This is a genomic window from Microbulbifer taiwanensis (assembly GCF_014904815.1).
Taxonomy (GTDB): Bacteria; Pseudomonadota; Gammaproteobacteria; order Pseudomonadales; family Cellvibrionaceae; genus Microbulbifer; species Microbulbifer taiwanensis.
The window spans coordinates 47,201-64,293 of the sequence record NZ_JACZFR010000009.1; the positions used below are offsets into that span (position 1 = coordinate 47,201).

Here is a 17,093-nt window from a genome sequence, read left to right on the forward strand (position 1 = left end):
CAGGGATGCAGCGCCATGGGCAAAACCTCGACTCAAGAATTTCACCTGCCCCTGGCACAGATCACACAGAGCCCGATCGACTGCACCCTGCGCTACCTCGAGTACCGAAAGCAGGAACATCACGGCGATTGCGCCCACCTGGGGCTCGAGTACAGCGGCGTCGCCCCCTTTGAAGATATTGCCAGCCGCGAGCTGGCAGCGCCGCGGCGGGAGCCCACCCCGGTTTCCAGCCCCTGGTGTGTCACCCTGCTCTCCCCCGCCGCAACCCTGGCGCAGCTGCAGCAATTGTTGCGATTCTTCGCCGACCGCGACTGGCCGGTAGCCGCTGTCGACACATTGGCCCAGCGCCGCGATTGCACGGTATTGCGCTTTCAGCTGGCAGCGGACCTGGAGTTTTCCGCGGCCAAACACGCCTGCCTGCAACTGGCGCGGGACATAGGCGCCGACCTGGTGCTGCAACCGGGCAGCAGCCAGCAGGTTCCGGCCCTGGCCGGCTTCGATATGGACTCGACCCTGATCGATGCCGAGGTGATCGATGAGCTGGCAAGGATTTCCGGTATCGGCGATGAGGTCGCCGCCATTACCGAGGCGGCCATGCGCGGCGAGCTGGATTTCCGCCAGAGTTTCAAAAAGCGCATGGCGCTGCTGAAGGGTTTTTCCGAAACCCGCCTGGCGGAGATAGCGGCACAGCTGCCACTCAAGTCCGGCGCCGACCGACTGCTGGGCGCCCTGCGCGCGCTGGGGTGCAAGACCGCGATACTGTCCGGCGGCTTTACCTATTTCGCCAATTACCTGCAGCGGGAGCGGCTGCCGGTGGATTTCGTGCACGCCAACCAGCTGGCGTTCAGTGACGGCGCCCTGACCGGCGACGTGATAGAGCCGATTGTCGACGGCCTGCGCAAGCGGGAGCTGCTGCAGCAGATGGCGGGAGAGTTGGGACTGGGGCTGGAGCAGGTGATCGCCGTCGGCGACGGCGCCAACGACATCCCGATGCTGAACCTGGGGGCGCTGGGTATCGCGATACACCCCAAGCCCAAGGTGCGCCTGGAGGCGCCCCAGTCCATCGGCAGCTTCGGCCTGGATGCGGCGCTGTACCTATTCGGCCTGAACGACCAGCAGATAGAAAGGCTCTTGTAGGGTTGAAGCCCGGCGAGTGCGTGGAGCGGTCAAAGGTCGCTCGTGCAGCGGGGCGAACTGCAGCGTGTTATGCCATCGCGTGGGGGAAAGGCTGCGGTCCGCGCCTGTCGTTATCGGAACAGGCGCCGATACCACTGCCGCCCGTGCAGCTGCTGAGCAGGAACGCCGCCAGCAGCAATAAAGCCAGTCGAACCTTCATAAGTGCCTCCCTTCACCCAATCTGTTGAGTCCGCATCGCGTTCGGGTACTTTTTTCCGACTGCAGATTACGCAAAGCGTTCAGCACAGGGTAGTACCTAGTGGAAAAATACGCCACAAATTTGGCGGCGTGTGACGGCGGTGATGACACTATCCTCTCCAGAGGCAGTGGCCCATTGCCCGCGGGGCCCATTTGCACCCACTGAACCTTTGGCCGGATCTTATGAAAGCCTCGAGCGAAGAAAGAGAGCCCCTTCTCGAAAACATTCGCGCCCTGTCGCAGCCGCTGCGCAACAGGGCGGACCTGGATCCGCTGGTCGAAACACTGGCGGGCGCCCGTATCGTCATGCTCGGCGAAGCCACCCACGGCACCTCGGAATTCTACCTATGGCGCGCCGCCATCAGTCGGCAACTGATCGAGAAACACGGCTTCGACTTCATCGCCGTGGAGGGGGACTGGCCGGACTGCTATCGCGTCAACCGCTTTGTCAAAAACTATCCGCAATCAGGCGAGCGCGCCCGAGAGGTACTGTGCGGCTTCGACCGCTGGCCCACCTGGATGTGGGCCAACTGGGAGACGGTGGCCTTCGCCGAGTGGCTGCGCAAATACAACTGCGGGCGCGAACGCGCGGCTGGCTTCTACGGCCTGGACGTCTACAGCCTGTGGGAATCGCTGGATGCCATCATAGGCCACGTGCGCGCCACCGACCCGCAATCGCTGGCGCTGGCAGAGCGGGTCTTTGGCTGCTTCCAGCCCCATGACCGCGACGAGCGGCACTACGCGCGGCACACGGCAGCGACGCACCAGGACTGCGCGGATGAGGTGGTCGGCCTGCTGCTGCGGCTGGCACACCGGCGCCCGCGCCATGAAGCGGATCCCGAGGGCGATTTCGATACGGAGCAGAATGCCCATGTCATGGTGAATGCGGAGCGCTACTACCGCACCATGGTGGCCGCCGGTCCCGGCTCCTGGAACCTGCGCGACACCCATATGATGGAAACCCTCAATCGCCTGCTGCTGTACCACGGTGCGGACAGCAAGGGGATTGTGTGGGCGCACAACACTCACGTCGGCGACGCCCGCGCCACCGACATGCGGCGTGCGGGAATGCACAATATCGGCCAGCTGGCGCGGGAGGAATGGGGGGCAGATCTGGTGCGGCTGGTGGGTTTCGGCTGTCACCGCGGCAGCGTGATCGCCGGCCGGCGCTGGGGCGGTGAACGGCAGAAGATGCCGCTGCCCGAAGCGCCGGCACACGCCTGGGAGGGGCTGGTGCACAGGGCACTGGGCGACGACGGACTCTTCCTGTTCGACGGAGAGGGGGGATGCGACCAGTTTTTACAGAGCCGCGGCCACCGGGCCATCGGTGTGGTGTACAACCCGCAATACGAGCGCTTCCAGTATGTGCCCACCGAGCTGGCGCGCCGCTACGATGCCTTTGTTCACCTGGAGGAGACCCGGGCACTGCACCCACTGCATATCGAAGCATCCAGGGAAGCAGAGCCGCCGGATACTTATCCGTGGGGTTTTTGATTCCCGCCCCACGCCTGCCCGCTGCTCAGGCGCTGGATAACCGGAGCACCTTCGCAACGCCGGGATCTGCAGCCATCTTCTGCATAAAGGGGGAGAGACTGCGGTAATCGCGCCAGGTCTTGGGAAAGTTTTCCGACCAGCGAGCCATCACAAAGGCATCGGCGACGGTGCGCCCCGCCTTACCCCTGCAAGGCGGGCATCATGACCTCCTGCACCAGCCGGCTGCCCTCCGGTGTACTCCAGTCGCCGGCGAGCTCTGCGATCACCTGATTGGTACTGGTCAGGGTGACGCCGCCCCGCTCCATCCGGCGCAGGGCCATATCGTCGCCGATAGCACCGGACGAGAGGCGAATAGCCGTTTTATCAGCACCAATCTCATCGGCGATGGCCGCGGCCACTTCGATGGCAAAGCGGGCGCGATTCTCGACGGAGCCGCCGTATTCATCGCTGCGGCTATTGGCACTGGGCACGAAAAACTGCCGGATGAGGTAGGCATTGGCGCCGTGAATCTCTACGCCATCTGCACCGGCTTCGATAGCGCGGCGGGCCGCATAGCGAAAGTCAGCCACTGTCTGGCGCACTTCTTCAGTTGCCAGGGCTCGCGGCACAGGGATTTCCTGCATGCCGGTAGCCGTGAACATTTCGCCCCCCGGCGCTATCGCTGAAGGCGCGACGCCCTGGCGGTAGCGGCAGTAGGGTCTGTTTGGCTAGCCGCGGGAGGCAGGAGAAAGGAAGGGGCGGCCACAGGGCCACCCCCGAATCGGTTATTCGCCGTCTTCGCCGTAGATAACCCAGCTGTTCACCTTCACAGACAGCGGGTGGTAACCCGGCTTGGCCTCATCGAAGATACGAACAGCCAGCTCCTTCTGATCCGTTTCCACCAGGTTGCGGTACAGCGGGCGCAGGAACTTGTTGCGGCCGATACTGGTGAGGAAATTTTCCAGGCGCGGATAGGCGGGTTTGTACTGGTTGCGCACTGCGATCATCAGCCAGCTGAAGGCCACTTCGTTGTTCTTCGACTCGGTCAGGCCGAAGGCACTGTCCAGTTCCTTCAGTTTTTCTCCACTCAGCTTTTCTGGCATGCCGTCGAGGAAGTATTTCCACTGGTGGTAGGTCCAGCCTTTCGTGTCGATGTCCCCGGCTTTGATCTCGCCATCCAGCCACTGCTGGCGAATCGGGTCCAGTTTGGTGAAGGCGTCGGACTGCGGGTGCGGCGCGCCTTCGGGAATACCCGGCTCGAAGATCCACTCGTTGATGCGCTCGGCATCCAGCTTGTCCGGGTACTGCTTCAGCAGGGTTTCGTTCAGGTGCTGGACGAAATCCTCGGTGGCGATACTCTGGAAGGCGAACTTGTTGAAGTAATCCAGCAGGAACTGGTCGAAATTCTCACGGCCGATTTTCTGCTCCAGTTCGTACAGGAACAGGGAGCCCTTCTCGTAAGGGATATCGGAGAAGACTTCATCCGGATCGCGGCCGCGCGAATTCACCGCCAGTATCTCATCGCTGTCCGGCCTGTCCTTCAGTGTCGCCTGCAGATCGTCGTAGCCCAGCGCCATCTCCATCTGGTAGCGCTCGTCGCCGTAGATGTTCTGCATGATGCGATTGGTCAGGTAGGTGGTGAAGCCCTCGTTCAGCCACAGGTCGCGCCAGCTGGAGTTGGTCACCAGGTTGCCGGACCAGGAGTGCGCCAGTTCGTGGGCGATCAGCGCCACCAGGCTCTTGTCACCGGCGATTACCGTCGGGGTGATAAAGCTCAGGCGCGGGTTTTCCATGCCGCCGAAGGGGAAGCTGGGCGGCAGAATCAGCAGGTCGTAGCGGTCCCAGCGGTAGGGGCCGTAGACCTTCTCGGTGGCCTCGAGCATGGATTCGGTGTCCTCGAACTCGGCTGCCGCCGCGTCGAGAATTTCTCTCTCGGCGTAGACGCCGGTGCGCTCGCCCATCGGCTTGAACTCCAGGTCGCCCACCGCAAGCGCGAGCAGGTAGGAGGGAATCGGCTGCGGCATCTCGAATTCGTAGACGCCGTCCTTTTCCGCCTGCGGGTCGTTGTCCGCGCTCATCACCGCGCGCAGTTCTTCCGGCGTGCGGATGGTCGCGTTATAGGTGATGCGCACCTTGGGAGAGTCCTGCAGCGGCACGAAGCTGCGCGCGTGAATCGCCTGGGCCTGGGTAAACAGGAAGGGATGTGCCTTGCCGGCGGTCTGCTGCGGTTCCAGCCACTGCACGCCGGACGCGTCCGGAGAGGTGCGATACTGGATGGCGACGCTGGTGGCGCCCTTCGGCAGTTTGATCTCCAGCGGCGTGCCCAGGTGATCGTCTTTTTTCCCCATGGAGAATTTGACCGGCTCCATCTGCTCACCGCGGCCCGCCTTTATGGATTCGATCTCCAGGCCGCGAGTGTCGAGGATCATCGGCGGGTTCTTTTTGCTGAGACGCTTGAACTTCAACACCGCCTCGCCCTCGAGCACCTTGCGCGGGAAGTCGACAGTCAGGTCGAGATCCAGATGCTGCACTCGGTAGTCGTCGCTGTTGGCGAAGGAGTGGTGGTCAACACCAGGTTCCGGCGCCTTGTCCGCGGCTGCTTTCATCGCCGTTTCGGCCGGCTGGGTTGCGGCGCCATCGGCTTTTGCCTGCGACTCGGCGGGCGGTTCAGATTTTGAGCAGCCGCCCGCCAGCGCCAGGGCGCCGACAAACAGGCTGGTACAGAGTAAGCGGGGCAACATGGGATAGCTCCAAAGGTATTCTGTTTATTCAATCGCGGCACAGGATACAGGAGCGGTGGAGAATGATGAATGCGGAATGCGGAGTGCGGAATGAAGAAAAGGATAGCCTGTAGGAGCGGCCCATGGCCGCCCCGCCGCTCCTGCAGGGATGAGTGTCAGTTCGGGGCTACGCAGGCGGCGTGGACGTTTACCTCGCTGAACAGACCCAGCACGCCGCCCGTATGCCGAATGCGCAGGCTGTCGAACGTCTCCGTGGTTTCAAAAACGGCCAGCTGGCGATCTGACGCACCCGCGAGCAGCAGCAGGCTCAACAGGCTGGCGCCGCCGGCACTGTCCACTTCCTCACCGCCAGAAAGTACGGACACCTTCAGGCTGTCGAGCAGGCTCAGCTCCAGCAGGCCACCCGGTTTGGAGATGATAAAACCGGCCCGATTCGATCCGCTGTAGACACTGTCAGTATCGCGCACGGTGACCTCGCCCCAACCGGCGCCGAGTAGTGCAATCGATATGGAAATCCGCGCAGCATTGTCCTGGTCGCTGTCGATCACATTGTTTGCACCGCTCACGCTGCAGGTGCCGAGCAGGCAGCCCTTGTCGGTGGTGACACTGGCAGCCGGAGCCACGATCGGCTCGAAATAGGCACCGGGCGCACAGGTAAATTCAGCCGGCGCAGGATCACAGCTGTCACCGAGACCGTCGCGATCGCTATCCTGCTGGTCGCTATTTGATACCAGCGGACAGTTGTCGCTGCCGTCGCTGACGCCGTCACCATCGTCATCGGTGTCGCAGGCATCGCCCTCGCCATCGCCATCCAGGTCACCCTGGCCGGCATTGGGCACCGCGACGCAGTTATCCGCACCATTGTCGACGCCATCCCCGTCCAGATCGCCATCGCAGGCATCGCCCAGGCCGTCGCCGTCCGCATCTGCCTGGTCGCTGTTGGCGGTCAGCGGACAGTTGTCGCTACCGTTGGCGACGCCATCGTTGTCAGCATCGGAATCGCAATCGTCACCGAGACCGTCGCCGTCCGCATCCGCCTGGCCCGGATTGGCATCCAGTGGGCAGTTGTCGCTGCCGTCGGCAACGCCGTCGCCATCATCGTCTCCGTCGCAGACATCACCCACACCGTCCCCGTCCAGATCGAACTGATCGCTGTTAAACACCAGCGGACAGTTATCGGCGCCATCGTCAACACCGTCACCGTCGTCATCCGTGTCGCAGGCATCGCCGAGCCCGTCGCCATCCAGATCGTCCTGGCCGGGGTTGGCGGCCAGCGGGCAGTTGTCGTCACCGTCTTCGATACCGTCGCTGTCGTCATCGGCATCGCAGGCGTCGCCGATATCGTCGCCATCGGTATCCGCCTGCCCCGGGTTGGCGAGCAGCGGGCAGTTGTCGGCGGCGTTTTCAATGGCGTCGCCGTCGGCATCGCTGTCGCAGTTGTCGCCTATGCCGTCGCCGTCCTGATCTTCCTGTCCCGGGTTCGGCGCCAGGGGACAGTTGTCGCTGCCGTCGTCCACGCCGTCGCCGTCATCGTCCGCGTCGCAGGCGTCACCGGTGCCGTCGCCGTCGCTGTCCGTCTGGCCGGCGTTGGGTTCCGCGGGGCAGTTGTCATCGTCATCGTCGATACCGTCACCATCGCCGTCCTCACAGGCGTCGCCGATACCGTCACCGTCACTGTCGACCTGTCCGGCGTTGGCGATCTGGGGGCAGTTATCCACAGGATCCAGGACACCATCGCCGTCGCCATCGGTCTCACAGGCGTCGCCAATACCGTCCGTATCCATATCCCCTTGGCCGGGATTGGCCACCAGCGGACAGTTATCGCTGCCGTCGCCCACGCCGTCGCCGTCGTCATCGCCGTCACAGGCGTCGCCCAGGCCATCGCTATCGGTATCCGCCTGCGCGGCATTGGCGGCCAGCGGACAGTTGTCCACGCCGTCATCTATGCCGTCGCCGTCATCATCCAGGTCACAGGCATTGCCGGCGTTGTCTCCATCGGTGTCCTCCTGGGCCGGGTTGGCGGCGAGGGGGCAGTTGTCGGAATCGTCGGCAATGCCGTCACCGTCGTCGTCGCTGTCACAGATGTCACCGGTGCCGTCACCATCCAGGTCTTCCTGGACCGGGTTTTCCTTCTGTGGACAATTGTCGGCCGCGTCCTCGACGCCGTCGCTGTCGCTGTCCTGGCAGGCGTCACCGGCGCCGTCACCGTTCCAGTCTCCCTGGCCCGGATTACCCACCAGCGCGCAGTTGTCGTCGCCGTTGTCGATGCCGTCGCCGTCGATATCGTCGTCGCAACTGTCTCCGATCAGGTCGCTGTCCAGATCCGACTGGCTGGGGTTGCCGATGTTTGGGCAATTGTCGTTGGCGTCGCCGACACTATCGCCGTCCCGGTCTAGGTCACAGCTGTCGCCAAGGCCGTCGCCATCGAGATCGGCCTGGGTAGGATTTGGTTCGGAGGGGCAGTTGTCGGACCGATCCGGCACACCGTCGCCGTCGCCATCGGCATCGTCGCTGTCGTCGCAGGCGTCGCCGATGCCGTCACCATCACCGTCGCCCTGGCCGGGATTGGCCGTGCCCGGGCAATTGTCGGCCGAATCGGCGACACCGTCGCCGTCCCGATCGCTCAGGCTGTCGCACGCATCGCCGAGACCATCTCCATCGCTGTCGGCCTGGTCCCCGTTGGCCATTGCCGGGCAGTTGTCGACATGGTTCGCCGCACCGTCACCGTCGCGATCGCCGTCGCAGTCGTCGCCGAGGCCGTCGCCGTCCCCGTCTGCCTGGTCGCCATTGGCCAGCTTCGGGCAGTTGTCCTCGCTGTCGGCGATTCCGTCGCCGTCGCTGTCCACCGCGGCTGGCGGTTCGCCGCCGCTGTTGCCGGGATTGTCCGCGTCCCTGCCGGTGGAACAGCCGGTCAGCAGCATGGCCATCACGCAGGCGGCGAGCAGGTGGATAAGGTTCATGGACGCTCTCTAGGAATTCTTATGGCTTTTCTGGCTGGAACGCGAATTGATTGGTGTTCGGCACGCGGTAAATACACGCGACAACAGAGTAGTTAGTCCAAAAACTCCCTCTTCGCCATCGGCGAGGCGGTGTGACTGGCGGCCCAGTTCACGCGGACTGCCGAGTTTGTGTCTATGTACCAGTTGGAAGCTGCCCGCGGAGGAAAAACGCGGTAACGGGAGGATTTCGCGGAAGCGGGTCAGGGGAAAGGGAGGGAATCTTGACGCGGACATCCCTGTCCGACCAAGGGTGCCTTTGTTCAGTCGAGACTGAAATCGAAGCTCATGTCTTCTGCCGGGGCCTGGACATAGTAGCCCTGGATATAGTCGGTGCCCGTCTGCCACAGGGTGGGCAGCATGCTGGCCTGCTCGATATGCGGCACTATCACGCGGGTGTTGGCCTCGCCCAGTTGCTTGACCAGGTTTGCGAGGGTCTCGCTGCTCTCGCCCTCGTCCTGTACTTCGCGCACGAAGGACGGATCCACCTTGGCGATATCCACCTTCACATGCTCCAGCGCCTTGAAGGGGCTCAGGCCGGTGCCGAAATGGCAGACGGCCACGCGGCAGCCGAGCTCCTGTACCTGCTTGGTGAAGTCGCGCGCGGCGTGCAGGTTGCTGGTGATATCCTCCTGGCGCAGCTGGAACACCACCGCCTTGGGCGGCACCTTGGCGGCCTTGAAGGCCACACCGAGCCACGCCGGCAGACCGTTGTCGGTCAGGGAGGCGGCGGTGATATGCAACAACAGGGAGACGTCCTTGCCGGCGGCGCGCTGGGCGGCCGCGGACTTGATCGCGGTGAGAATCACCCAGCGGTCCATCTTGCTGGAGAGACCGGCATCACCGAGGGCCTCGAGGAAGGCCATGGGTGCCAGCTGCTCCTTGCCATCCACCAGGCGCACCAGCACCTCGTACATCTGCTCGCCGGTACCCTGCAGGCTGAGGATCGGCTGGTAGAGCAGTTTCAGGTTGCCCGCCTCCAGCGCCTGCACAACCCGTGCGCGGTGGTAGGTGTCGGCGTCGCCTTCCTGGCTGGCGTCCGGCTCGAAGAGGGCGACGGCACCGCCCTTGTCATTCTGCCTCAGCGCCTGGTCGTGCGCCTCCAGTGCCTGGTCCAGTACCTTCTGCGCATTGCCGGAGGCCTCACTCAGCAGCGAAATACCCACCGACGCGGTAACCTGCAGCGTCTTGCCGGCGGCCTCGAAGATGGTGTCGGAAACCTTTTTCACGATTTCCTTTGCGCGATGCTCGGCGCTGTCCGGCGTCGTGTCCGGCATCAGCAGGCAGAAACTCTCGTCGCTGTAGCGCGCCACCACGTCGCCGCGGCGCAGGCTGGACTGCACCAGCTCCGCCATTTTCTTCTGCAGCGCATCGGCACCGGCCACCCCCACAACCTTCTGCACCGTCTCCTCGAAACGATCCACCTCGATAAACATCAGGCCGCCAGTACGCTGGGAGCCGGCGGTGGACTTGATCGCCGAACCCAGCAGCTGCAGGAAATGCTGGCGATTGTAGAGGCCGGTGAGCGGGTCGCGGTTCTTGATATCGCTGAGCTGCGCCTCCAGCTGCTCGGTGTCGCCGCCGCGCGCGGCGATGCGCACTTGCAGGCAACGCTCTTCGTCATAGGTGGTGGAGAGCACCTCGGCGCGGGTCGGCAGAGGGCTGCCGGAGGCGGTCTTGGCGGTGAACTTCCACTCGCTCGCCTCCACTTCGTTGTTGTCGATGGCGCACTGTTTAAGGAACTCCCGCGCTTCTTCCTGCTCCCCCTCGGTGAGCATATCGATCAGTGGCTGGTATTCGACATCCTCGCTGCTGCCGTAGCCGAAACGCTCGGCGAAGGATTCATTGGCGTAGACGATCAGCCCGTCGGATACGTAAGCGATGGCATCCTTGGAGCTGTCCAGCAGCTCCTTGGCGCGCTGCAGTGTGGCGTGGTAGCGGCGATCGTGCAGGCGCGCCTGGCGGCGGTTGGATAGCGCGATCATCTCGCGCTGGATCACCAGCAACAGGTGCTGGTCCTCATCCACAGTGACCACGTCCCGCGCACCCAGTTTCAGTCCCTCGACAGCGGGCTGGGAACCGCTGCGCTCGCTCAGCAGGATTACCGGTACGTCTTTCTGCAGTTTGCTGATAGTGCGCAGTGCCACCGCGGGGGGCAGCTGCTTGCTGTTCTCGGCAGCGATCAGCAGGTCCCAGGTCTTGTCCTGCAGCAGCTTGGTCAGTGCCGCCGCGCTGGCGACGTGCTGCGCCCGATTGGGGCGACCCGCGTTGTGCAGCATGCTCACCAGGCGCTGTGCCTCGGAAGGCGTATCGTGAATCAGGAGGAGTCGGATGGTGTCGTTGCTGCTCATTATTTGCTCTATTCAACTACTTTGCGGCAGTACACAGGACCGCGGAACCCGCTAGTGTAGGGGCCGGCAGCGGTGGCACACAAGGGCGGAAGATTTGCCAATCGCGACCTGGATCACACAAATTCAAAGCGGGCGAAACTGCCGGTGGTCAGGGTCTGCCGCTGCAGTATCTGCATACTGCGCCAGCGGTGTCCGGGCGTGCCCAGCCCGAAAAGGGAGACGACCCGAATCACTCTCTCCAGGCTGTCCAGCCCGCGCTGCAGGCTGCGCGTATACTTTTCACGCGACAGCAGGGCCAGGCCAGCACCTTCCTGTGCTGCCCCGCGACACAGGCGAAGGCAATACCCAATTGCTGTAGCAGCCGCACCGCCGCCAGTACTGTCTTGCGCAGCTCCGCGGTCTGCGCAGTGGCCAGTACGGAGCGCTGAATCCCCATCGCCTTGACGCAGGCCAGGGTGTATTCGCGCAGCAACTCCAACATCGCCAGGCGCCTGCCCGCGGGCGCGCGCCACCGCGCCACCTCGTCGGTCAGGCTCAACAGGAGTCCGGCCAGGCACTGCTGGTCGGCGGGTTGGCAGGGCTGCAGATCGTATTGCTCCAGCCAGCTGAAAAGCTGTTGTCCAGTGGCGCAACCGCAGCTGAGTGCCGGTAGTGTCCGGGCCGGCATTTGGAGCCTGGAGAATAATTGTTGTGGTGCGGCTGCTTGCTTCGCGGCAGCCACACATCTTGTACAGCTTCCTGCATCGCTTTCTAAGCATCCTGTGGTTTTTCAGCAGTACAAGAAGCGGGCTTTTTACCGAACAAGCGCGCAAGTCGATACTGGTGACAAAATTGCGACCTACATCAGTGGCTACTTACGCGAATATAGCCACTTTTAGCTACACACCGGCGACTTTGATGACTTTCCGGGAATTTCTCGCACCAGCCTGGGTACCAGGTAGCCCGGCAGTCGACAGCGCAGCTGTTCGACGAGATGCAGCGCTTTTTCGTCCTCCACCTCGAAGTGGGCCGCCCCCTGCACCCGGTCCAGCTGGTGCAGGTAATAGGGCAGCACGCCGGCCGCAAACAGCGCCTCGCTCAGCGCCCCCAGCGCCTCGGTGCTGTCGTTTACCCCGCGCAACAGTACCGCCTGGTTGAGCAGGGTGACGCCGGCGGCGCGCAGCCTGGCCGTGGCCGCGCGTACCTCTGCGTCGATTTCGTTGGCGTGGTTGCAGTGCAACACCAGCACCGGTTGCAGGCGCGAGGCGGCGAACCAGGCGATCAGTTCGTCGGTCACGCGGCTCGGCGCGACTATCGGCAGGCGACTGTGCACGCGCAGCTTGTCCAGCTGCGGTATCTGCGCCAGCTCGGCGGCCAGCCAGCCGGGCTGGCGGGCGCTCCGCACCAAGGGGGCGCCACCGCTCAATATCACCCCCCGCAAATCGGGGCGCGCGCGGATGTGGGCCCGTGCGCCCATCCACTGATTGCGGTTCAGGTGGTTGTCGCCGTAGGGAAACTGGCGGCGGAAACAGTAGCGGCAGTTGATCGCGCACTGGCCGGCGGCGATCAGCAACAGGCGGCCATGATATTTGTGCACCACCCCCGGCACCGGATTGGCCGCCGCTTCGTCGAGGGGATCGGCGCTGTAGCCGGGGCTCGACTGCAGTTCCGGCGCGCCGGGCAATACCTGTAGCAACAGGGGGTCGCGCGGATCACCGACACGCATACGGTGCAGGAAGGCGCGCGGCACACGCAGGGCAAATTCACCGGCGGCGGCGAGCGCGGCCGGCAGCTGCTGCACATCCAGCTGCAACAGCCGGACCAGTTCTCGCGGATCGGTCACCAGATCCGCCATTTCCTCCTGCCAGCGGCGGTGCTCGCGTACGGGAATTGCACTGGTTGCAACGGAATCTTGTGTCATGGAAACCCTGGGCGGAAAAAGCGCGCATTGTAACAGGGCGCCCCCCGGGCGGCGATTTATTGACCAGCCCATCCGGCGCCCCGCGGCCGATATTTTACGCGCCTAACACCGGTGTCTGGCACCGGCACCTGACATTTCTGCTAGGTGACGCTGCAGGCCCCCTTAAATAGTCTGCCTGCCGAAGCAACCGGCCGCTGGCCGCGCGCAGGGAAGCCACCGACAGCTGCAGTTTCGACTGTCCCACTCCCCTTTCGGTATGCGCCGCAGCACAGCCCCGCAGGCATCGGGAATCCCCCGCCCGCATCCGCCGGTCATCCGTTAACCCATCCACCAGCAAGTCAGGAAACCGACATGGAACAAGTTCAGAGCAAACGCCCGTCCGCGGAGAAGAGTGCGGGCAAGAGCAACAGCGCCAAGGCCACGCCGCAAAAGCGCGAACCCACCACGCCGCTGGAGCCGGCGACACCGGCCAATACCGCGCTCTTCCCGGTGACCACCCAGGTGCCGGAGCAGCGCGAACATGTGCTCTGGTACGACTCCCGCGTACTGGCCTCCCTGGATGAGGAAAACCGCAAGGCGATTGTCCAGCGTCTCGGGCAGGGCCGCTACAACGGCATAGTGCTCTACAGCGACAACTTCGAGGAGCTGGACAAGGCGGTCTCACCGCGCCTGCAGCGCGTCATGCACCTGGACACCATCGACGAGTGGGCCCAGTTTGCCAAGCGCGTCCAGGATGGCGCCGAGAAGAAAACGGTCGCCGTCATTTCCAGCCACGCCCCGCAGGTGCTGGCCGCAGCCCGCGAGGCCGGCTTCCGCACCAGCCTGCGCACCCACGTCGACAACGCCTCCAGCCTGCACGCCTCCTTCCACCTGGGCATGCACTACGACCACCTGATGGTGTCTTTCAAGGACCCGACCAATATTCCGCTGGAGCTGGTGATCGCCGAGCTGCACAAGACCAATACGGTACTGCTGAAGGAAGTGCACCAGGATGTAGACGATGCGGTCATCGCCCTCGGCGTGCTGGAACTGGGCAGCGACGGCGTGCTGGCCTCCTTCACCAGCATGGAGCAGTTCGACCGCTTTGCCAGCAAGATGGACGCACAGGCCTCACCGAAGATCGATATTGAAATCGGCGTGATCGATCGCATTACCCACCTGGGCCTGGGCTACCGCGCCTGTATCGACACCACCCATATGTTCAACCCGGACGAGGGCATACTGGTGGGCTCCACCTCCACCGGCGGCATCCTCTGCTGCCCCGAAGTCTTCCACCTGCCCTACATGGAGCTGCGCCCCTTCCGCATCAACGCCGCCTCGGTACACAGCTACGTGTTCCAGAGCAACAACCGCACCAGCTATATCAGCGAGCTGCGCGCCGGCAGCCAGCTGACCACGGTCAACGCCCGCGGCGAGACCCGCCAGGTGTACGTGGGCCGCACCAAGACGGAGATACGCCCGCTGCTGCTGATCGAGGCCACTTTCCCACAGGACCGCAAGGTCAACATCATCATGCAGGACGACTGGCACGTGCGGGTCTTCTCTGACAAATCCAAGCCCCTCAACGTCACCGAACTCAAGCCCGGCGACCGGGTGCTCGGCTTCGGCACCGAGCCCGGCCGCCATGTGGGCGTCAAGGTGGACGAGCACATCATCGAGCTTTGATTCCTCCACCCGGCGGGCGCCGCCCGCCGTTTCACCAACCATTGGATAGGAAAAGGAGTGTGGAAGTGCATCAGGTACTGATTACCGGCGTCACCGGTTTTGTCGGCAGCGCCCTGGCGGCGAGTTTTCTCGCCCGCGGCGTCAAGGTCACCGCCGCGTCGCGCAACGACCCCGACGGCGTGCGCACCATCAACGCGGTACTGACCGCCGCCCACGGCTGCGGCCTGGATGTGAGCGGCGCAGTGGAGAGTCACCTGCGGGTACTCGATATCGATTTTGCCAACCTGGAAGCCGACCTGGCCGAGGCCGGGCTCGAGGAAATCACCGAGATCTGGCACGTGGCCGCGGAGATGAGCTATTCCGCCCACAAGCTCGGGATCTCCTTCGATACCAACGTTGGCAACAGCGCGCGCCTGTATGAAACCGCCGTGCGCTGCGCGCCCAATTGTCGCCGCTATTACTACGTCTCCACCGCCTACGTGGCGGGCATGGCCGGCGGCGCGGTGCGCGAGGAGCTGCACACGAAAAGCCGCATGGTCAACACCTACCAGGTCACCAAGTGGAGCACCGAGCAGTCGCTGCACCTGCTGCAACAGCGCCACGGGCTGCCGGTCACCATCTTCCGCCCGACCGTGGTCGTGGGCCATCGCCACACCGGCTGGGCGCACCGCAATGGCTTCGGTTTTTATATGTTCCAGGACGCGATGATCGCCATCGCCGCCGCCGGCCACCGGGAACTAACCGTGGACCTGCTGCCGGACGCACGCCCGGACCTGGTCTCCATCGACCAGCTCTGCGCCGACGCCTGCTCCCTGACCCTGCGCCAGTCCACGGACGGCGAATTCGAGGTGTTCCACAGCAGCGGCGGCATCGGTGTGCGCATGGAGGAAATGGTGCGCATCTGGGGCCAGGTTGCCGGTATCGACGCACGCCTGGGCGCCCCCACCACCGCGCTGGAGCAGAAATTCGATCGCGCCGTGGGCCCCAACCGTCCCTTCGCCCGCACCGAATGGCAGTTCGACCGCTCGCGCCTCGACGCCGCCATCGGCCTGGCCCAGCCGGTACAGCCACTGTCCCGCGATGAGCTGTTCGCCCTGTGCCGCTGGTACGCCGAGGAGTCCACCAGTGTCGTCGCTAGCACCGCACCGGCAGTGGCCGAGGCCAGCTGAGGAAACGCCGTGACCAGTCTCACCACATCAGCGCCCGCCGCCACATCCGAATCCAGCGCATCTCCTATTGACGCCCTGGCCGAGGTATTCGTGCACCTGGGGGAGCTGGCCAACGTCAACACCAACCAGATACTGATCGTCAGTGGCCGCCTGGATCCCCGCGCGCTGGAGAAGGCGGTGGCGCGCGCGGTAGCGCAAATACCGCTGCTGCGCAGCCGTCCGCAGGGTGGCCAGTTGCGTCCATTCGACACCGCCGAGACCCGCTGGGTGGAGCACCTGGAGTATGCGGCGCCCTGCGACTTCAACGATGTCGCCTTCCGCCAGCTGTTGATGAACTTCAGCTCTGCGCGTCGGTTGCGCTGGCGCGACCGGCCGCCACTGCAGCTGCTGCTGGTTACTGGCAACGGCGGGCACAATTCCTGTGTCTACCTCAGCAGCCACCACGGTGTCGCCGATGCGCGCAGCGACTGCCTGCTGCTGCGCGCCATCATCGAGCACTACGCCCATATCACCGGCGTGCCAGGTACCGCGGCACCCGGCGGCGAACTGCCCTTCGCGCCGCTGGCGCAGATACGCCCGCAGTGGTACCGACCACTGGCGCGCGGGCACCGCTGGCTGCGCGCGCTCGGCAGCGTCGCCGCCGACCTGCTGCGCCGCGACAGCGGATTTCCGGTGCAGCTGCAGGGACAGCGCTGGGAGGGCCGCAGCGCAGACCCCGGTATCGGGCAGCTGGATTTTTTCCAGAGCCCGCTGCCGCGGGCGCTGGAGGAGCGGCTGGCGCCGGCGGCCAAGGGCGCCGGTGTGACGGTCAATACACTGCTGTGCGCGGCGCTGGCGCGACTGATGGAAGCCACGGGCAACTATCGCAGCGGCCAGTTGCGCATCACCTGCGCGGTGAGCCTGCGGCGCCTGATCGAGCGGACCTACGACCGCAGTTTCCGCAACTACCTGGTGCCGAGCAGTATCCGCCTCAAGGCCGGCCAGGAGACTCCCGCGCTGCTGCGCAACCTGCACAAGGCCTTCGGCCGCGCGCGCAGTGACCGGCAGCTAGGCACAGAGCTGGGGCGCCTGGAAACCCTGCTGCCGCTGCTGCGCCTGAAACCCCTGCGCGGCCCGGCCCGCAGCCTGCTGAACCGCTGCCAGGGTACCAACGCCTGCTATTCCAATCCCGGGCGTATCGAGGAGGACTTCACATCCTTCGGTTCAGACGCACACCGCACCCAGAGCTATGTGGGCTTCGGCTGCCTGGTGCCCCCCTACGATTTCATTCTGTACACCCCCACCGTCAACGGCCGCATGCAGCTGGACCTGGTCTACCGCCGCGCGGCCTTCAGCGATATCCACAGAGAGTTCGCCGCACCCTTTCTCGAAGCCCTGCGACAGCTGCTGGACACGCTGCAAAACCCGCCCCGGAGATGATGCCA

At 64.3% G+C, this 17,093-nt stretch carries 12 protein-coding genes; 5 read left to right on the top strand and 7 right to left on the bottom strand.

Annotation, left to right across the window (positions count from 1 at the left end; translation table 11 throughout):
- Window positions 1–15 precede the first annotated feature (15 nt).
- Window positions 16–1,137: a phosphoserine phosphatase SerB gene (gene serB, locus IG627_RS03035; protein WP_193189812.1), complete on the top strand. Its 1,122-nt coding sequence runs from the start codon at window positions 16–18 to the stop codon at window positions 1,135–1,137.
- A gap of 67 nt (window positions 1,138–1,204) precedes the next feature.
- Here serB and IG627_RS21050 read toward each other — a convergent pair whose 3' ends face one another.
- Window positions 1,205–1,336 (bottom strand): hypothetical protein, encoded by a 132-nt coding sequence (locus IG627_RS21050; RefSeq protein ID WP_264299857.1) that lies wholly within the window; start codon window positions 1,334–1,336, stop codon window positions 1,205–1,207.
- 221 nt (window positions 1,337–1,557) lie between these two features.
- Between IG627_RS21050 and IG627_RS03040 the strand changes: the two genes are divergently transcribed.
- Window positions 1,558–2,868, top strand: a complete 1,311-nt coding sequence (locus IG627_RS03040) for an erythromycin esterase family protein (protein WP_193189814.1) — start codon at window positions 1,558–1,560, stop codon at window positions 2,866–2,868.
- A gap of 179 nt (window positions 2,869–3,047) precedes the next feature.
- Here the strand turns inward: IG627_RS03040 and IG627_RS03045 are convergent, their stop codons facing one another.
- From IG627_RS03045 to epmB, 6 genes are all read right to left on the bottom strand, one after another.
- Window positions 3,048–3,509 carry an oxidoreductase gene (locus IG627_RS03045; RefSeq protein ID WP_226864656.1) on the bottom strand — a complete coding sequence of 154 codons (462 nt, stop codon included), beginning with the start codon at window positions 3,507–3,509 and terminating at the stop codon, window positions 3,048–3,050.
- Window positions 3,510–3,632: 123 nt separating this feature from the next.
- Window positions 3,633–5,588, bottom strand: coding sequence for a M1 family metallopeptidase (locus tag IG627_RS03050; protein ID WP_193189816.1), 1,956 nt, complete (start codon window positions 5,586–5,588; stop codon window positions 3,633–3,635).
- A 155-nt stretch (window positions 5,589–5,743) separates the two neighbouring features.
- Window positions 5,744–8,548, bottom strand: a complete 2,805-nt coding sequence (locus IG627_RS03055) for a thrombospondin type 3 repeat-containing protein (RefSeq protein WP_193189818.1) — start codon at window positions 8,546–8,548, stop codon at window positions 5,744–5,746.
- A gap of 299 nt (window positions 8,549–8,847) precedes the next feature.
- Window positions 8,848–10,935, bottom strand: a complete 2,088-nt coding sequence (locus IG627_RS03060; protein ID WP_193189820.1) for an EAL domain-containing response regulator — start codon at window positions 10,933–10,935, stop codon at window positions 8,848–8,850.
- A 229-nt stretch (window positions 10,936–11,164) separates the two neighbouring features.
- Window positions 11,165–11,602: a hypothetical protein gene (locus IG627_RS03065; protein WP_193189822.1), complete on the bottom strand. Its 438-nt coding sequence runs from the start codon at window positions 11,600–11,602 to the stop codon at window positions 11,165–11,167.
- 207 nt (window positions 11,603–11,809) lie between these two features.
- The gene (gene epmB / locus IG627_RS03070; protein ID WP_193189824.1) at window positions 11,810–12,835 is read right to left on the bottom strand and encodes an EF-P beta-lysylation protein EpmB; all 1,026 of its coding nucleotides are present in this window, start codon (window positions 12,833–12,835) and stop codon (window positions 11,810–11,812) included.
- Window positions 12,836–13,186: 351 nt separating this feature from the next.
- Here epmB and IG627_RS03075 point away from each other — a divergent pair, with 351 nt between their 5' ends.
- The 3 genes from IG627_RS03075 (at window position 13,187) to IG627_RS03085 (ending at window position 17,088) form a co-directional block, all read left to right on the top strand.
- Window positions 13,187–14,500: a 3-dehydroquinate synthase II gene (locus IG627_RS03075; RefSeq protein WP_193189826.1), complete on the top strand. Its 1,314-nt coding sequence runs from the start codon at window positions 13,187–13,189 to the stop codon at window positions 14,498–14,500.
- Window positions 14,501–14,565: 65 nt separating this feature from the next.
- A complete protein-coding gene (locus IG627_RS03080; protein WP_193189846.1) occupies window positions 14,566–15,669 on the top strand; it encodes an SDR family oxidoreductase in 1,104 nt (367 codons plus the stop codon).
- Between the two features lie 9 nt (window positions 15,670–15,678).
- The gene (locus IG627_RS03085) at window positions 15,679–17,088 is read left to right on the top strand and encodes a hypothetical protein (RefSeq protein ID WP_193189848.1); all 1,410 of its coding nucleotides are present in this window, start codon (window positions 15,679–15,681) and stop codon (window positions 17,086–17,088) included.
- The last annotated feature ends 5 nt before the right edge of the window (window positions 17,089–17,093 follow it).